At 42.4% G+C, this 18,012-nt stretch carries 15 protein-coding genes; 1 reads left to right on the top strand and 14 read right to left on the bottom strand.

Translation table 11 applies throughout. The features are described from left to right. Positions 1-11: 11 nt before the first annotated feature. The 4 genes from ACG95_RS01720 to ACG95_RS01705 all read right to left on the bottom strand — a co-directional run bounded on the left by ACG95_RS01720 (position 12) and on the right by ACG95_RS01705 (position 3,137). Positions 12-800 (bottom strand): hypothetical protein, encoded by a 789-nt coding sequence (locus ACG95_RS01720; protein WP_047998849.1) that lies wholly within the window; start codon positions 798-800, stop codon positions 12-14. Positions 801-860: 60 nt separating this feature from the next. Beyond that, the gene (htpX, locus tag ACG95_RS01715; RefSeq protein WP_047998848.1) at positions 861-1,760 is read right to left on the bottom strand and encodes a zinc metalloprotease HtpX; all 900 of its coding nucleotides are present in this window, start codon (positions 1,758-1,760) and stop codon (positions 861-863) included. 11 nt (positions 1,761-1,771) lie between these two features. Continuing rightward, on the bottom strand, positions 1,772-2,332 hold the full coding sequence (locus tag ACG95_RS01710; protein ID WP_047998847.1) for a LemA family protein: 561 nt from the start codon (positions 2,330-2,332) through the stop codon (positions 1,772-1,774). Between the two features lie 100 nt (positions 2,333-2,432). Further along, positions 2,433-3,137 (bottom strand): class A sortase, encoded by a 705-nt coding sequence (locus ACG95_RS01705; protein ID WP_047998846.1) that lies wholly within the window; start codon positions 3,135-3,137, stop codon positions 2,433-2,435. A gap of 198 nt (positions 3,138-3,335) precedes the next feature. Between ACG95_RS01705 and ACG95_RS01700 the strand changes: the two genes are divergently transcribed. Further along, positions 3,336-4,472, top strand: a complete 1,137-nt coding sequence (locus ACG95_RS01700; protein ID WP_047998845.1) for a baeRF6 domain-containing protein — start codon at positions 3,336-3,338, stop codon at positions 4,470-4,472. Between the two features lie 67 nt (positions 4,473-4,539). On the opposite strand, the gene ACG95_RS13910 is transcribed toward ACG95_RS01700, so the two are convergent. From ACG95_RS13910 to serS, 10 genes are all read right to left on the bottom strand, one after another. Then, positions 4,540-7,020: a hypothetical protein gene (locus ACG95_RS13910; protein WP_053072631.1), complete on the bottom strand. Its 2,481-nt coding sequence runs from the start codon at positions 7,018-7,020 to the stop codon at positions 4,540-4,542. Positions 7,021-7,528: 508 nt separating this feature from the next. Beyond that, positions 7,529-7,774 (bottom strand): type B 50S ribosomal protein L31, encoded by a 246-nt coding sequence (locus tag ACG95_RS01690; protein WP_047998844.1) that lies wholly within the window; start codon positions 7,772-7,774, stop codon positions 7,529-7,531. Between the two features lie 125 nt (positions 7,775-7,899). Beyond that, on the bottom strand, positions 7,900-9,195 hold the full coding sequence (rho, locus tag ACG95_RS01685) for a transcription termination factor Rho (protein ID WP_047998843.1): 1,296 nt from the start codon (positions 9,193-9,195) through the stop codon (positions 7,900-7,902). A 30-nt stretch (positions 9,196-9,225) separates the two neighbouring features. After that, on the bottom strand, positions 9,226-10,506 hold the full coding sequence (locus tag ACG95_RS01680; RefSeq protein ID WP_047998842.1) for a UDP-N-acetylglucosamine 1-carboxyvinyltransferase: 1,281 nt from the start codon (positions 10,504-10,506) through the stop codon (positions 9,226-9,228). Positions 10,507-10,974: 468 nt separating this feature from the next. Beyond that, positions 10,975-11,169 carry a hypothetical protein gene (locus ACG95_RS01675; RefSeq protein WP_047998841.1) on the bottom strand — a complete coding sequence of 65 codons (195 nt, stop codon included), beginning with the start codon at positions 11,167-11,169 and terminating at the stop codon, positions 10,975-10,977. Between the two features lie 445 nt (positions 11,170-11,614). Continuing rightward, positions 11,615-12,337 (bottom strand): helix-turn-helix transcriptional regulator, encoded by a 723-nt coding sequence (locus ACG95_RS01670; protein ID WP_047998840.1) that lies wholly within the window; start codon positions 12,335-12,337, stop codon positions 11,615-11,617. A gap of 149 nt (positions 12,338-12,486) precedes the next feature. After that, positions 12,487-13,386, bottom strand: a complete 900-nt coding sequence (gene sdaAA / locus ACG95_RS01665) for an L-serine ammonia-lyase, iron-sulfur-dependent, subunit alpha (RefSeq protein WP_047998839.1) — start codon at positions 13,384-13,386, stop codon at positions 12,487-12,489. 18 nt (positions 13,387-13,404) lie between these two features. Then, a complete protein-coding gene (gene sdaAB, locus ACG95_RS01660) occupies positions 13,405-14,058 on the bottom strand; it encodes an L-serine ammonia-lyase, iron-sulfur-dependent subunit beta (protein ID WP_047998838.1) in 654 nt (217 codons plus the stop codon). A gap of 353 nt (positions 14,059-14,411) precedes the next feature. Then, positions 14,412-15,692, bottom strand: a complete 1,281-nt coding sequence (locus tag ACG95_RS01655) for an aromatic amino acid transport family protein (RefSeq protein ID WP_047998837.1) — start codon at positions 15,690-15,692, stop codon at positions 14,412-14,414. A 351-nt stretch (positions 15,693-16,043) separates the two neighbouring features. Beyond that, positions 16,044-17,315, bottom strand: a complete 1,272-nt coding sequence (gene serS / locus ACG95_RS01650; RefSeq protein ID WP_047998836.1) for a serine--tRNA ligase — start codon at positions 17,313-17,315, stop codon at positions 16,044-16,046. Positions 17,316-18,012: the final 697 nt, after the last annotated feature.

Genomic DNA, 18,012 nt, shown 5'->3' with positions numbered 1-18,012 from the left:
CACACTCTTATCTACAAATGATCCTCAAAGGCCACTTGATCATGCACCTGTAAGCCCCACTCACCAGATCCCAAGTTAAACGTTAACGTTGCAACATTATGGGTTCCGCTATTCTCCCCACTACGCGCTGGATCAAATACCTCAATATCATTCTCATTGATCTCAGTGTGCACGGGAACTAGTAATTGTCGTTGACGCACAGTTGCCTGGTCAAAATATATAAACAGACCATCTGCCATTAACTTTACTAATTGTTTTAGAATCGGATCTGGTACTCGGGGAACGCTCAACGAACGCATAAACCGCCGGCGGCCACGGTATACATCTAATGTATGCCGAATAATTGCCGCACTGAGTACATGACTAAATGCCGAAATATAGTAGAAGTAAATCTTAATCCCACCATTACGTTGCTCTAAGAACACATAGTGATTGCGTAACTTGTAATTGAACGGTGACCGAATTGGCCGGTTCATATGACCTAAATAAAGTAACTCGGCAATTTCAGCAGCCGTTAAAAAGTCTAAATCACCAACTTCATCGTAATCCAACCACTTAACGGGTAACGTGTGACTCTGCAACAAATAACGACGAATCTCATTTTCGTCATTGATGACGTTGAGTCCCGTGTGCGCGTTAACTGCGTGCTCGTTATCATCAACGCCAACTAGCGAAACTAAGTTAGCGGGTAACCGTTTAATACCATGCACGAAGTCACTTTGGTCAATTCCGTAGGCAAAGACTAAGTTATCAAGTTTTTCTAAATTGGCGTAAATATATTTGCGTTGCAACCGTCTCACTCTTTCAACTGTCTATTTAACATTATTATAGCCCGTTATTATACGAATCATAGTCTTTTATTACATATTTTTTAATCGAGTAATTCGATCATCAATCGCTGGATGGGTATCAAATAAATGTGTCCAAGATTTCTTAGCTTTAAACGGATCAGAAATGTAGAGTGCCGCACTACTAGGATCAGCTTGCTTCATTGGTTGACTGTCATCAATCTTTTCCAAAGCATTGATCAGACCCAGTGGATTACGGGTCAACTCGACACTGCCGGCATCTGCTAAGTACTCACGATTACGTGATAACGCCAACTGTACTAGGCTAGCAGCTAGTGGTGCTAACACGATCACAATCACAGCTAAAAGCATCATCAGAATCTGCGCACCATTGCCATCACGATCATCATCGCGACTGCGGCGACCACCACCCCAAAAGAAGGCGTTCATCCCCCAGTTAACCAGTAAACTGATTGCTGCGGTTAAAGCTAAGGCAATCGTCTGTAAACGAATATCGTAATTACGAACATGACTCATCTCATGTCCAATCACGCCTTCCATCTCTTCACGGTTCAACCGAGATTGAATCCCCGTTGTCACAGCTACGGCAGCGTTCTTAGGATTATTTCCCGTTGCAAAGGCGTTAGGACTTGCATCATCGATAATAAAGATTCGTGGCATGGGAACCTTGGCAACTAGCGCCATGTCCTCAACGATGTGCCACAGCTCAGGATCATCGTCGACATTCTTTAGTTCGCGCCCGTGGTTCATACTCATCACAATATCAGTAGACTGATTAATCATAATGATCATATAAAACGCTGCGATCACGATGGCTAAGATTAAGCCAGATGCTGCACTATTAAAAAATACGTACCCGACTGCCACCCCAATGATGGCTACTAATACGACAAAAGCGGCCATCACGTATACCGTGTGCCGCTTGTTGCGGGCAATTTGCTCAAATAACATGGGCGTAACCTCTAATCTTCAAATGAAACTGTTGGTGCTTCTTTTTCTGCTTCTGGAACCGTTAAGAATTCAGTTGCTTGGAAGTGGTGCATACCAGCAATAATATTTGATGGGAATTGTTGTAACTTCATGTTGTAGCTAGCTGCACTCGAGTTAAATAATTGACGTGAGTACGCAATCTTATTTTCAGTGTTGGAAAGTTCTTCCATTAATTTGCCAAATTCTTGGTTGGCCTTTAAATCTGGATAACTTTCAGCTAACGCAAAGATACTCTTCAATGAGTTCGTCAATTGATCCGAAACAGCCATGGCCTGTTGGTGGTCACCACTAGGAACTTGCGTTAACTGATTCCGTAATGAAACAACTTCGGCCAACGTACTCTTTTCATGCTTAGCATATCCTTTAACCGTGTTAACCAGGTTAGGAATTAAATCCGTCCGCCGTTTAAGTTGGACGTCAATCTGACTCCAAGCTTCACGTGTATACATCCGTGATTTGACTAAACCGTTATAGATCACAACGTAAATTGCGATTAATACAATCACAACCGCAATAATAATTAAAGCTACCATACGATAGACCTCCTCTTAATCTTATGTCACTAACTATCTGTCTCTATTGTACCGTGAATCAACGTCCAACGGTATCCTTACAGCTTGAATGTAACAATTGTTAATATTTGTTATTAAAATGACTTGTAAAGGCCTTCTGAACACTGCTTGGTGCTGACTTAAATGTCCACTGTTGCTGATAAGTCCCACGAATCATTAAACGCCCCGCACCCGTCTTATCACACGTAATCAGCGTAATCAGCTTTTTACCGGGTACGTCGTCAATCACCTGTACGTCGGTTGCCTTGATAAATGTCCGCTGGCTAGTCTTGTAAGCATAGATTTTCTTTGCGTCACTCACGTAGATCATCTGGCCAACTTTACTCTTATAGTAGAGTGGACTGAACAGCGCCCCATGCTTGATCATATGATGACCAGCTAACGCATAATTGCCCTGCCCCATTTTCTGGTCGGCTTTCATCGTACCAGCTGCCAAGGCTAAAGTCTCATTGCTGACCCCGTTACCGATTGGCAAGTACAGATCAACGTCTGGAATCGCAATCGATCCAATCACATTAATCGAATTCTTATTCATCCGTGCCTTAGCAACGGTTTGAAAATCCAATGATTTGACCTTAGAGAAATTAAAATCACTCTTCTTCTTCGCATTCTGCTTAACAGATTGTTTCGTAACGGTTGGCGTGTAGGAACTGACTAACCAACTCTTGATTTGTTCATTAAAAATCAGGGCTAAGGATATCGCCACTAACAGGACAAAGACGCCCCGACCTAACCATTTTAAACCGGGATGTTTCTTTGACTTCATTGATCCCGCCTCCCATTTATTTATCACCTTAACTAAAGGTTGTTACCGTAAATATACCTTAATTGATTCATAGAATAAAGTCCAGAATTCGTTAACCCAATTTAAATCACCCATTACTTATCAAATGCATAACAATTGCGCGTAGATTTAAACCTCTGTTATGCTAGAAACATCAAAATAAGAAAGTAGGTTGGACCTATGGAAACCATGGTAAAAAACGATCTCACTCAACTGATGCAGCAACGCGATGCTGGGCCTTTCATCGCCATCTACCTCAATACAGCTGCCGTCTTAAACGACTTAAATCGCCGACGCCTACAACTTAAACAGTTAGTTAACGAAGCTGAAACCCAGATGGCCCACCACTTCCCACAAACAGACTTTGCGCCATTCAACGCGCAACTTAATCAAATCATGACCGACAACGCCTTTTGGCTCAAACACACGGGACCTCAGACGGGGATCATAACCAATGGGCAAGATCTCCACATTTTTGACCTGCAGTACCCTACGGACAATCAAGTCATCGTCAATAGTATGCCAGCCATTCGACCAATCCTGGCTGACCGACAGCACCAATTCGACTTTGACCTGTTAGCCCTGAACGAAGACACCATCAGTATGTATGAACAACGCGGGGGCTACTTCGTTGAACTCGAAATGCCAGCGGACGCACCAACCACTTTAACAGGGGCTTTGGGAACGGAAAAACGTGGTGGCGACCTGAACTTTAATTCTAGTCCGGTTCACGGTGCCAACTACCACGGCCATAACGCCAAGGCTGAGGAACGGACCATTGACCAGCAGAATTATTATCAGCAGGTCGCACAGTATGTCCAGGCTCATTCTCAAAAGAGTCAACGCCCACTGATTTTGATGGGACTTCCTCATAATCAGGCGGTCTTCCGCGCTATCAATAAGAATCCATACTTGTCGCAACATCTGATGATCGATAAATCACCAAAGAACTTAACGTTAGCTGAAATGCAGACAGCAACGGAACCTGTTCAAACTAAGTGGCATACGCAGTTAGCTGACATCTTACTGGAACGCTACGATCAAGCGAAGTCACAGCAATTAGCAGCGGATGATCCATTTGATATGATCAGGCCTGCCCTGAATGGTCAAATCGACACCCTGATTGTTGCCGCTGACGCCCAAGTTGCGGGTAGTTTACCAGTAACGGACGTTGGTATGACTGAACCGATTGCCGCACCAGATAATCTGATCGATGATCTGGTCGACGTGGTTATGGCTAGGAATGGTCAGATTCGGATTATTCCGACCGACCGCATGCCAACTGAAACGGCTGCACTAGCGATCATGCGCTACTAGGCCGCGACATTAAAACCAGCCTTCTTACCGCCGAAAATGGCAGTGAGGAGGCTGGTTTTATGTTGCATCAGTTATATAAGAGATTTCTTCGTACATCCTTTAGTAACGTTAGTAGCTTTTGATTGCTTGGATTGCGCTTATCCCGTCTAATCAACTGCTTTACACTCACCGTTAAGTAATCACAAAAAGTTTCAAAATCCAAATAAGCAATTTGATAATCATCAAAACCATGCATCAATAGGACATGCTGATCATCCAACTTCTGCGGTAGCAACATCGGATTATCCTCACCAAAATCGCCTTCAAAATAAGTCGAAGACATCAACCCAGCCCCATATCCATGGCGGCCTGCAAAATTATTTAGCGCCACGGGCAACCGATCGCCATAACTAATAGCGGTGAAATAGTCCTTCCAGACACTTTTTACTTTTTTTGCTGGCATAACACTTTTGGCGTGTGCCTGTTCAACATCTTCTGCTCCCATTTCGCCATTAGTATTGACCACCCGATACGTCCCTTTAAACTTTTCCGCCATGTACTGATACACAGCATCAATATCAGTATTGTAATCGACTGCATCCTGTAGCGTTTTAAACCCGCAATACCTGAACTCAAATTCATTGTCGATAAATAGATCATAGTACCGGTTCTGCATTTTTTCTAGCATCTCATTCAGAACAGGGTCATGGCTCAACTCATCAGGCAACCCAGTACCGATATAATCTCCCTGTAGATCGTAGACCCAGATACATTCGCCATGATCAATCTCGTAACGAATTTCTCCTTTTAATTTAGGCTGATCCACCGAGTGACGGAAAGGTGCTTTAACTGGTATAGCTGCTGGAACTTCATCGACTACTGGTTTTAAATCGGTAACCACGATGCCATCACCTTCTTGGTGCACTTTGCTTTTATGACCAGCCCTCTTTTTCGTCCACGATGGTAATTTCCGAATTACTTCATTTGCTAACGGCGTTGTCTCATTCACTGGCGTAGACTGGATGGAAGTAGGCGCCGACTTAACTTTCTGTAGTTGCCCTTTAGCCCTTTTTTTGGACTGTTTCTTCTTTAACCGTTTATTCTCTGCACCCGTTGGTTTAGAAGCAGTTGAAATACGATTGTCGATTCTAAATGCCGGATCACTGATTTCCCGTTCTAGAACTTTTTCAGCCGCCGCAATCCAGTTCTCCCAGATATCAGTCGGTTCATTCTTATAATCCGCTGCAATCACAGTCTGTTGCATGTTCCACACTAATTCCCGTGAAAATCGCGTGTGGTACAGAAAGTTATCAGGAATATAATGTTGCAGAAATTCACCTGCAATCCACAAAGCTTGAAATAGATTTACATTAGCCTGATTTCCAGCAACGGTCTCAAAATAGGCTCGCCAAGTACGCCATTTTTCATGCGCCTCACTAGTTCGCATCTGATCCCTGAATTCCTGCAATATTAATTGCAGATCTTCATCGCCACCGATCATTTCATTATAGTGATCAACAAAAAATAACATGATCCTTCGATTTTGTTTCAATGTGATCTGATCAATTTTCACCTGACGATCCAGCGAATACTGTGATACAGGTTTCATTGTCAACTTAGCTTGATGACTAACTTCATCAGTCATTTCAGGTGTCACCGATGTATTTAAGGACGGTTGTGTGACAGCTTGCGCTGCTGCAGTCTTCCACTTGTTCCAGACCACGCTCTGCTCTCTGAATGCTACCGGCATGTACACCGTATGCCAAATATCTTGGTTCAATGTCCTAACAAACGCCGTGTTCAACACATTATTAATTAAGTAGTCCTGCATGAACTGATTGACCACACAAAAGACTTGGAACAAGTCCATAACAGAAGCATCCTTGGCAACTTCTTGATAAAAATCAAGCCAATTATGCTGGAATGCCTCACCTCTTTGCTCAACCTTATCTAATGCTTCTTTTAAGTCCTTATCACCGTTACTTAAAGCATAGTAATCCTTCAAAAACACCCTCAGAATGCTATAACTTTGATCAGGTGTCAGGTGCTCACCCACTGGCCCAATCGCCACTACCGGTAACTCTGGTGGCATTACTTTTGCAATCGGAAATGCTCGTTCTGAATAAGACGGTTCTTCACCAGCTTCAAGAAAAGGACTCTCCTCAACCGCGACCACATTTGGATTTTGCAGCCACGCCACTGCGGCAACCCAATTCTCCCAAATGGGGTCTTGGGCCCGTTCTTCAACGGTTAGTTCACATAGTTGACGAATTCTGAAGGTTAAGCGACGTGCGACAATCGAATTATCCAATACACCTGGTATATATTCGTTTGCAAACTGTGAAACTGCATTAAAACTCTCTACTAAATTTTGTTTTTCCGGTCCGGTTGAACGAAAAAACAACTGCCAATCTTCCAAAATGGCGTTATCAAACAGTTTGTCATCATCGGTCCACATGTTCATCGTTCCGAGGATACTCCCCAGATCGTCATCTTTAGAAGCCCAATAATAGGACTCAAAAAAGATGGTTGTCGCATAAAACGCTTGTTTACTATCGAGTAATTCCACTATGCCCGTCTCCTTCCGCACACAAAAATTTGCATGGCTCAACGCCACTCATGATTCTAAATATAGCTACCGACAATCAACGTTTGTTCTTATGTATCTTTCCGTTAGCTTTAACAATGGCGACCGGCGATAAAAGCTGTCACTTAGATACTATTTTGAAGTAATTATCAATCAAATTAAATTTAGGTAAATCATTATCAAAATTTCAAAGCCTACCTAGCTGTGAGGGGGAGGCTGACAATGCTTAGCCATGAAATTACACTTAGCTGAGTGGTTTTCGCTCGGGTTAGTGTAAGGCCGATTTTTGAGCTCACAAGTGACTTTTACTTGTGAGCTCAAAATCCGTTCCAGCATTGTCAACTGCCCTGGTAAGCGAGTAAGTCCCGCATGTGCATGCTAATGATCCACTCAACTAGCATAACGTACATCATTATATTAATACATAAATATCAATTAAAACAAAAAAACACGCTCTGGCAATTGCCAGAACGTGTCATTATTAATAGGCTTATTTGAGACCGTATTTCTTGTTGAAACGATCGACAGCACCATCGGCCTTGGTAAACTTTTGCTTACCAGTGTAGAAAGGATGTGAGTCTGAAGTGATTTCAACACGGATCAATGGGTAAGTGTTACCATCTTCCCATTCAACAGTTTCTGCTGAAGTAGCTGTTGAACCAGAGACGAACTTAAAACCAGTAGTTGAATCTTGGAATACAACTAAGTGGTAATCTGGATGAATTTCTTTTTGCATTGTATAACGCTCCTTTGCCCTGAATCATTTGCTGAAACAGAGATTATCATAGTTTTAATCAACGTTACACATATTATCATGAATGACGTTGTTCCGTCAACCTGTCCAATGCCCTAACCGTAAAGTTATTGTCGACGTGGTCGACGCGTTGACTGACCTGCCAATTTTAAATTGGCCAAGTCATGTACAAATTCAGTATTCGTCTTTGTACGCTTCAAGAATTGTAGTAGTTGTTCCGTATATTCCAACGAACTACCCGTCATTGAACGGCGAATCTGCCACACTGGTTCGAGCGACTTATGATCCACCAACAATTCTTCTTTCCGCGTTCCCGATTGCTTCAAATCAAGTGCAGGGAAAACTCGGCGTTCAGCTAACTCGCGTGAGAGCTGCAATTCCGAATTCCCGGTTCCTTTGAATTCCTCGTAAATCATATCATCCATCCGACTACCAGTATCCACTAGCGCCGTTCCTAGGATCGTTAGGCTACCGCCCTCTTCAATGTTACGAGCAGATCCAAAGAACCGCTTGGGCTTATAAAATGCCGTTGGATCGACCCCACCAGACAATGTCCGGCCACTGGAAGGAATCACCAGGTTATAGGCCCGTGTCAGACGCGTAATCGAGTCTAACAAGATAATGACATCTTGCTTATCTTCGACTAACCGCCGAGCACGTTCCAGAACTAACTCCGCAACCCGCACGTGATTTTGCGGTTGCTGATCAAAAGTTGAGCTGACGACTTCACCCTTGATCGAGCGTTCCAGATCAGTCACTTCTTCCGGCCGTTCATCAATTAATAACATAATTAACTTAGCATCGGGATAATTAGCAACGATTCCGTTCGCAATATTCTTCAGTAACGTCGTCTTACCTGCTTTAGGTGGCGCTACGATTAAGCCCCGTTGTCCAAAGCCAATCGGAACAAAGGTATCAATCAGACGTGTCGCCGAAACGTTAACCGAAGTCGTCAGTTTAATCTGTCGCTGCGGATACAATGGCGTTAAAGCAGGAAAATGAGGCCGCTGCTTCGCTTCATTGGGATCCTGACCATTAACTGACCCAACCCGCATCAAGCCGTAATAACGCTCATTAGGCTTCGGTGGACGAGCTTGTCCAGCCACGTAATCCCCGTTACGCAATCCAAAACGATGAATTTGCGACTGTGAGATATAAATATCTTCTTGTGACGGACCATAATTGATTGGACGCAAAAAACCGTAGCCTTCTTGACTAACGATTTCTAAGACGCCTTCCATTTCCACGAAGTCCCGCTTCTTATCCTGCTCACGCAAGATAGCCAGCGACAATTCCTTCTTATTCATCTGTGAATAGTAAGCAATTTTATAATCACGAGCGTAGTTGTAGATTTCCTTCAACGTTTTCTGCTCAAGATCGTGCATCGTTAAGATTTTTTCCATAAACACTGTTCTTTCTCAGCTGTGTGAAAGTTACCCTTCCGAAACTTCTTCGTCAGTAGCAATCTCGACATCAGCGCCTAGACTGTGCAACTTATCAACGACCCGGTCATATCCACGTAAGATATTGTCAGCTCGTGAAATTTCAGTAACTCCACTAGCTGCCAAACCAGCGATCATCAATGCTGCCCCAGAACGAATTTCACCCGCTTCAACGTGCGCACCTTGTAAGTGTGAAGAATGCCCAGCCACAATCAAGTTATCCTGAACGTGAATGTCAGCCCCCATCTTACGAAGCTGTTCCACGTGTTGTGTCCGCTGTGGATAGATCGTGTCAATTACAACACTACTGCCATTAGCACGTAATAACAGCGGTGTAATTGGTTGTTGTAAGTCGGTTGCAAAGCCCGGATAAGTCATGGTCTTTACACGAACTGGGTTTAATTCGTTAACTCGCGGAACGTAGATACTATCTTCATTGATCTGAAGATCGACGCCCATTTCGAGTAATTTAGCTGTAAAAGATTCCATATGTTCTGGAATGACATTTTTCAGTAAGATACCATCACCGATTGAAGCCGCTAGCGACAAGTATGTCCCAGTTTCAATTCGATCAGGAATAATCGTATGTGTTGCCTTTGACTGCAACACAGGGACGCCTTCAATCCGGATCACATCGGTACCGGCACCACGAACTTTGGCACCCATATTATTCAAGAAAGTTGCCAGATCAATAATCTCTGGTTCCTTAGCAGCATTTTCAATGGTCGTGGTCCCGTGGGCCTTAACCGCTGCCAAAATAATATTAATGGTAGCACCAACCGAGACCACGTCTAAAAAGATACGTGCTCCGTGTAAGCCTTCTGTGCCCGTCGAAATGAACACAGAGTCATTTTCCTCAACGACATTCGCACCAAGGGCTTTGAACCCCTTAATGTGTTGGTCAATAGGCCGAGGACCAATGTTGTCACCACCAGGGAAGGTTACGGTTGCTCGGTTAAAGCGGCCGAGTAAAGCTCCCATAAAGTAGTAAGATGCACGCAGGCTTTTAATGGCGTGACTTGGTAATTCGGATTCTTCAATGTTGGTTGGATCAATTGTTAGAACATCATTTTCAAAAGTGGAATGGACGTTCATTGACTCTAAGATGAGCCGTAAGTTGTGAACGTCAAGGATGTGCGGAACTGTGTCGAATTGGACCGGAGTATCTGCGAGAATCGCAGCAGGAATCAGGGCAACGGTACTATTCTTTGCGCCACCGATCGTTAATTCCCCAGAAAGTCGTTTCCCGCCATGGATAATCATTTTTTTCATAACATAACTTTCCTCGCTAAATAAGTGTCACACTGTATCATACAATCATTAACCATAATAAAGAAATTGCGCCCAAAATACAACCAATATCAGGAAACTGTAATCTTTTTACGCAATAAAATTATTAACTTCATCAATTCAACCGTTTTCACCAACAAATCATGGGTTATTTGTTGGTCAGTCAATTAGTCGTCTGTTATCTGAGATATATCGAAAATAATATTTGTAATTTCCAAGTATGTAGAATATTAATTTGCACTGATACGGGCCTCACACGTTAACGTCAGGTTCGCTTTTTATGTATCGCTCGTTAAATATCTAACAGATTGTTAGGTTGAGATAAAAATAGAAGAGTGCTAATGCTCAGGTTTATTAACTGGCATTAGCACTCTCTGGACTGAATGGAACCTGATGGACTATCAGCATTCATGACTTATCACTTCCTTATATTAAATTATTGATCCGCTACTAACCATTGATTGCAAGCAGCTCTTGGACATGTTGGGGGTTCATATTTAATTCGCGCAGCCGTAACAGCATTTGTTTTAGGTCTTCATACTCATGTTCCGTATACAATCGGTCGCGAATCTCAATCTGGTAATCCTCAGCAATCGTAAATAAATCGCGTCGCAAACGACGTCTAATTTCTTTAACACTTAACATCGACATCACCTCCATATGTTATTCAACATAATACCATATTAGAACTAGTCAAAACTCGGCAAATGCAATTTGATAATTTCGAACAATTACCTGATTATCCGCCAACTGCATGTCAGACAAGCGTTAACACCGATTTTTCCAAATGAGAGCTGTATGAGATTTATCACGTTAATAATCGCTTGATAATCAATTTGATAAATGAATGATAATTACCGCTATAATAATATTTACTAACGTATAGAAAGTTTTCGCACCGATTGCTCGCAAGCACTGGTCTCATTACATTTTCATAAAAACGGTTCAATTTTAAAACCTGATAGCAATGTATAAAACCACCCGCAAATTATCATATGATTTGCGGGTGGTTTTATCCGACAATCCCCATTTGACAATCATGGTTAGCCTTGTCAATCAGATTAATCGCTTACAATTATAAGTAATATTTTTATTCTAGTTCTTCATCTTTAACCGTCTGTAAATACCGGTAGACACTCGGATCAGAGACCTTGATGATCTTGGCAGCTTCACTGACTGAATCCTTAAGTAAGAAATACCCTTGGTGGTACAAGCTACGAACGATTTCTAGTTTTTCATTCTGTTTTAAGTATTCAACTGACACACCGTGCTTCGCACAAACCGTTTGGGTGACCTCACGCGCTAAATCAGTAATCGAAGTCGTCAAATGCTCAGGGGCAACCAATGTATCATGCGTTTCTTCATTGACTGGCGCCGCTTTGAATTGATAAATATTTGGTGAATTCAGATGTTTATAGTTAGTCAGCACCTTTAAGACTTGTTCCTGTAGATCATCCAGGGCACTGTCGTCCGTGTTGATACAGATCATCCCCACGATTTCACCCTCAAACCTCAAGAAGTACGTCGAGGAACGCAAACTGTGTTTCCCCTGCGAAACGCCCTTGTAGTTCGCCAAGTAATCCCGTTTTTCGGTTTTTCCCGCCTTCATCGTCCGTAACGCTAAGTCGGTCGCTGGATCACCCACCTGTCGATGAGAAACGTGTGAATTACGAATTGCCATCACGGAATGATTCAGGTCCATCAAGTCATTGAGGACAACCTCACTACTTGGACCTAAGATATCCGCTAAAAAATCGACAAAGGGAATGAATTCACGTACATATTCTTGTTCGACTGTTAATGGTTTTTGCATAATGGTACTCACCTCACTAAATTTTCCAATAACGTGTTAAAACATTGTCTGTAATATTATTTTATCATAATAATAAATGGTCATACCCAATAACCCTTGATAAAAAAAGATGATTGCTTTTACAAGCCCATCATCTTCCGTTAACTCATTTAAGCATGAACCTCAGCATCAGCCGAGCGACCAAAAATCTTTTCTTTCATTCTGATCCCAGTAGGAGTTGCGGCTAGACCACCCAAACCAGTTTCACGTAACGCTTTTGGCAAGCCCTTACCGACTTTATCCATAGCGGCAATAACTTCATCTGCAGGAATTTTATTCGTACAGCCAGCTAGTGCCATGTCGGCTGAAATCAAAGCGTTGCCGACCCCGATAGCATTACGTTTAACACATGGTAATTCAACTAACCCAGCAACGGGATCACAGACTAATCCTAGCAAGTTACTGATAGCCATTGCCAACGCTTCGGCACTTTGTTCTGCCGTCCCACCAGCAATTTCAACCGCCGCAGCGGCACCCATTGCGGACGCACTACCAACTTCAGCTTGGCAACCACCAGTTGCACCAGCAATACTAGCATTGTTCGCAATAACCATGCCGTAAGCACCGGCCGTGAATAGGAATTGAATCATCTGATCACGAGTTAAGTCCATCCGATCTTTCAACGTGAAGATCACGCCAGGAAGTGTCCCAGTTGAACCGGCTGTTGGTGTTGCACAGACAACCCCCATCGAAGCATTTACTTCGTTGGTTGAAATGGCATTTTGAACGGCTTGCATCATCGTGTCACCAGATAAGGATTTACCCTTGGCACGATAATTTTTCAGTAAGACCGCTTCACCACCAGTTAAACCGGTCGTGGAATAAACCCCATCGCCAGCAGCACCTTTTTTAACTGCCGCTTCCATCACGTCGAGGTTACGGCCCATAGTGTGCCAGATTTCTTCCCGACTAGAATTAGACATTTCCATTTCTTGTTCGATCATCAATTCGTAAACTGGCTTGTTAGCCGTTTGTGACGCCGTTACTAATTCCGCTACACTCATATACATGTTAATTGACCTCCCCGACTATAAGTAAACTAACTTCGTACGCGCTTGGGTTAAACGTTCGATCTCATCTTGTTTGAGTCGCCGATCCAAGTCATATTCGTATAAATTACCACGATCCGTCTTATAATGTTGTTGATCATTAACTTTCGTTAGATCTGCCAACTGCTTAGTCACATTCTGATGGTCATTTTCGCCACCCTGAACTAGCAAGATTGGTAGTGGCCCCTTAGGTTTAACATCAAAACCGTCCATCTTAATTTCACGAATTTCGATGGTCCCACCACCGATAGAACAACCAGCAACCGTAACTTGCTTATCATCATTACTTAAATCAATGATTGCCGTATTTGGATGATCAATTGGACTATCTTTAACCTCTTCAATAAAGGTAATGTTCATGCCTTGGTCACGTGCTAAACCAATCGCATATGGCACCCGGCTATCATCAGGATCAAAACCTAGAATCCCACTGATAATGGCGTAATCGGTTCCGTGGCCCTTATGGGTTTGGGCAAACGATTCATAGTAATGAATTACAATATCTGTCGGTTTCTCCTGAAAAATGCTATTTGCTGCTCGACCAATCGCACACGCCCCCGCAGTATGGGAACTGGAAGGTCCAATCATAATCGGGCCAATAATATCAAAAACACTCTTGTAGTTCACCGTCATTTTAGTCATCCTCCTATTTGAATCATCACGTTAAATTAAGCTTTGGCACGGGCAACTAGCGCTTCTTTGCGCATTCATCGTCAGTACATCGTTTCGAAACTTTATGAATCTTGAAATTATAGCACAAGCAAGCACCAAAATTATACTGATAAGAAAGCACAAAACCGTTGCGATCAAAGCTTTCATTTCTGAATTAATCCAGCCTCCAGTATGGCCATTCGATTCGCGTACCTCACGAACCCCCAACACCGTCAAGAGAATCTCGTCAATAACACTAGCAACGAGATTTATGACAAAAATTGGCTTCAATAATATTAACCAATGTGAATTCATCTCGTATTTTAGTCAGATTACTAAACAAACAATTTGATGATATTGAACAGGATACCACTAACTGCAATTAATCCAATTACCACAACAAAGACATTACTGTGTTTGCCGGCATATTGCTGTAACTTAGGACTTTTATGAATAGCATACATTGGCATCAAGAACAAGATAAACGCAATGATTGGTCCAATGATGGTTTCAATCATTCCCATAATGGAAGGATTGATCCAGGCAACTATCCAGGCACTTAGTAGCAGAACAAGATCAACAATTGTAGAAACGGTCCGACTTGGAAGCGTCTTGTCAGATTTTTCTTCCATCTTACGAATAATCCCACGTAATCCTTCACTCGTTCCTAGATAATGTCCTAAAAAGGATTTTGCGATTGCAATAAAGGCAATCACGGGAGAGACATATTTAATAATTGGATTATTAAAAGCAGTCGCAACGTAATCAAGAATTGAGACATTTTCATTTTTAGCTTCAAGAATTTGGTCCGGGGTCAACGCCAATGTACAACTAATAACAAAGAACATCGCAACAACAAACATCAATGTTTCAGCTGAAAATAGAATTGTAGAAATCTTCTTATCTACTTGATCTTTACCTTCCCCACTATATTCTTTACGTTCGGCAACAGAAAACGAAGAGATGATCGGTGAATGGTTAAACGAAAAGATCATAACGGGAATAAGTAACCACAAGTTTCCTAAAGTCCCAACCAAGTGTCCCCCAGATACAGAACTGGAAAATGTCGAGAGAATTGCGCCATTCCAATGTGGAATAAGATAAAAGGAAAACAGAACGATTACAATAATAAATGGAAAGGCCAGGCCACTCATAACTTTGGTAATCAAAGAGGTACCAAAGCGAGCAATTCCAATGAGGATACCAACAAGTATTAGCGACAACAGCCAACGAGGTGGTGTTTGCATGTGCATTTCGTCGGTAATAAATTTCGATACAGTATTAGTAATAGAAACAGAATACACTAATAAGATTGGAAAAATGGAGAAGAAATAAATAATGGTAAAAAGCAATCCAATCTTAAAGCCAAAATGTTGTTCAACAACATCAGTAATATCATCACCATCATTTTTAGCCGACAGGACAAACCTACTCAGACCCCTGTGAGCAAAAAACGTGGTTGGCAGAGCTAAAACAAGTATCATGATGATACCAAGAATACCGGCCGTACCAACCCCAATAGGCAAGAATAACACGCCAGCCCCAATCGCGGTTCCGAACAAACTCAGCATCCAAAAAGTATCATTTTTTCTCCAACCCTTAAATATATTTGTCATTTTTAAGTCTCCTTTTTATAACGTTTTTCTGGTTACACCAGAGAATGTGCTAACATAACCTGCATGAATAACCCTCCTATTAGATTTAACGTCTCGACTCGCAGTAAAACGGCACTTTGTGACAAACATCACTTTAGAACCGTGAAAGCCCTTTCTTTACGATAAAATATTATCATGGTAACAATTATCGTTCATGTGAGTCTAATTAGCAAGATTAAATATTCGTGTTATCAAATTAAAAAGGATTGAGATTATCATAACAGTTCTAGCCTGCATCCATCTCAATCCCAGTGATATTAAGTTTAACACTCAACTGAATTATTTGAATAATAATTTATTCTCATGATAATTTTATTTTATTTCAGTCAGTCCATGCATGTATGGCTGTAATACTGCGGGAATCTTAACGGTCCCATCGGCTTGTTGGAAGTTTTCCAAAATCGCCGCCACGGTCCGACCAACAGCAAGTCCAGAACCATTCAACGTGTGGACGTAATCGACCGTCCCATCAGCTTTCCGGTAACGAATCATCGCCCGACGTGCTTGAAAGTCCAAGCAGTTAGAACATGAACTGATTTCCCGATAAACGCCTTGTTCTGGCATCCACACTTCAACATCATAGGTCTTTGCCGATGAGAAACCAGTGTCACCCGTTGAAAGCTTGATAACATGGTATGCAAGACCTAATTCACGCAACACTTCTTCGGCATTATCCGTTAATTTTTCGAGCTCATCGTATGAATTCTCTGGTTTACAGTACTTAACCATCTCAACTTTGTGAAATTGGTGCATACGAATCAGGCCCCGAGTATCACGCCCTGCACTCCCAGCTTCGGACCGATAACAGGGAGTCATTGCCGTGAAGTACGTTGGTAATTGATCTTCAGATAGGATTTCATTCGCGTAGTAATTGGTCAGTGGTACTTCAGCCGTTGGAATCAACGTCATTCCTGAAGATTCAACCGTGTAGACGTCTTCTTTGAACTTAGGAAATTGGCCAGTTCCATACATCGTCTGGGCGTTCACCAAGTATGGTGGAATAATTTCATGGTACCCTTGCTTTTGCGTGTGCAGATCCAGCATAAAGCTGTAAACCGCACGTTCTAAGAGTGCACCCGCATCCTTATAATAAACAAAGCGCGCGCCTGAGACTTTCGCTGCCCGGTCAAAATCCAAGATTCCTAAGCTTTCGCCCAATTCCCAGTGCGCCTTAGGTTTAAAATCAAACGTTGGAATATCACCGTGCTTGCGCATCTCAACGTTGCTATCTTCGTCAGGACCGACTGGCACATCATCAGCAGGTAAGTTCGGGAAGCGAATTGCAATATAATTTAAGCGTTCGCTAACTTCAGATTGAGCATCTTCAGTACTCTTGATATCACCATTGATTTTCTTAACTTGTTGAATCAGGGCCTGGCCTTCTTCAGACTGCGGATTACTCTGCTTAACTTGTTCAGTCAATTGGTTCTTTTGCTTCTTTAAGCCTTCAACCTTGGTAATTGCATCCCGATTCTGACGATCTAATTGCAAGTATTCTTCAACTTCGGCTGGGTCAACTTTACGTGACTGCAACTTTGCCTTAACTAACTCTGGGTTATTACGAATAAATTTGGGATTTAACATATGGAAAACCTCCTTAAAATTAAAACGTCCCATAGTCTTCGTCAAAAGACTATGGGACGTTAGTTTGCTAACGTGGTACCACCCAATTTACTGCTCTACGAGTATATCGTCTCACCGTGACCTCTTCAAACGAGGTCAAACGCTAAATGGCGGATTCACTAATATTTGATCAACTAACTCGCACCACCGTCAGCTCTCTGAATGACCATCTATAGTTACTATCCATTATGATTGCGCTTCCAATTTGCAACTATAATTTAACCCCATCGGTCACTAATGTCAATAGCGTTTTATTATCATTTTAATTTTCTATTACAAGAATAATATCTTATCAGTGTTAAAACGTTTCATCAGAATAGTATGAGACTCATATTGGACCTGCTCCTATTCCGCCTACCAGGGTATCCAGATAATGCTGGAACGTGGTGGGCATCGGTTAGAGCTAATGCCAACACCGCATCATCTCTAACACGAGCATTATCCGGACACCCCTCACGGCTAGATAGTAGTCAAAGGCCAATATATGCGCACCCAATACTGACCATGATTACTAAATTCGTTTAGTCAGTGCTTTTCTGGCTTAGAAGAATTTCGTATTTGAGATCGCGCGGGTTATGCACGAGTTCAAATCGATACCCGCGGTGTTCCAGCGCTGTCAGGGCGCCCTGCAGGTGACTAGGAAGCACCTAAATAACAG

The organism is Lactiplantibacillus herbarum, from assembly GCF_001039045.1.
Lineage (GTDB): Bacteria > Bacillota > Bacilli > Lactobacillales > Lactobacillaceae > Lactiplantibacillus > Lactiplantibacillus herbarum.
Note: the sequence above shows the minus strand (reverse complement) of the source record. Positions and strands in the feature narration are given on the sequence as shown.

Bases quoted from the DNA above. Each gene is read 5' to 3' on its own strand.
- htpX (WP_047998848.1), bottom strand. From the start codon at position 1,760: ATGTTATTTGAGCAAATTGCCCGCAACAAGCGGCACACGGTATACGTG.
- serS (WP_047998836.1), bottom strand. From the start codon at position 17,315: ATGTTAAATCCCAAATTTATTCGTAATAACCCAGAGTTAGTTAAGGCA.
- ACG95_RS01690 (WP_047998844.1), bottom strand. From the start codon at position 7,774: ATGCAAAAAGAAATTCATCCAGATTACCACTTAGTTGTATTCCAAGAT.
- ACG95_RS01705 (WP_047998846.1), bottom strand. From the start codon at position 3,137: ATGAAGTCAAAGAAACATCCCGGTTTAAAATGGTTAGGTCGGGGCGTC.
- rho (WP_047998843.1), bottom strand. From the start codon at position 9,195: ATGGAAAAAATCTTAACGATGCACGATCTTGAGCAGAAAACGTTGAAG.
- ACG95_RS01700 (WP_047998845.1), top strand. From the start codon at position 3,336: ATGGAAACCATGGTAAAAAACGATCTCACTCAACTGATGCAGCAACGC.
- ACG95_RS01710 (WP_047998847.1), bottom strand. From the start codon at position 2,332: ATGGTAGCTTTAATTATTATTGCGGTTGTGATTGTATTAATCGCAATT.
- sdaAB (WP_047998838.1), bottom strand. From the start codon at position 14,058: ATGACGGTGAACTACAAGAGTGTTTTTGATATTATTGGCCCGATTATG.
- ACG95_RS01680 (WP_047998842.1), bottom strand. From the start codon at position 10,506: ATGAAAAAAATGATTATCCATGGCGGGAAACGACTTTCTGGGGAATTA.
- ACG95_RS01655 (WP_047998837.1), bottom strand. From the start codon at position 15,692: ATGACAAATATATTTAAGGGTTGGAGAAAAAATGATACTTTTTGGATG.
- ACG95_RS01675 (WP_047998841.1), bottom strand. From the start codon at position 11,169: ATGTTAAGTGTTAAAGAAATTAGACGTCGTTTGCGACGCGATTTATTT.
- ACG95_RS01670 (WP_047998840.1), bottom strand. From the start codon at position 12,337: ATGCAAAAACCATTAACAGTCGAACAAGAATATGTACGTGAATTCATT.
- sdaAA (WP_047998839.1), bottom strand. From the start codon at position 13,386: ATGTATATGAGTGTAGCGGAATTAGTAACGGCGTCACAAACGGCTAAC.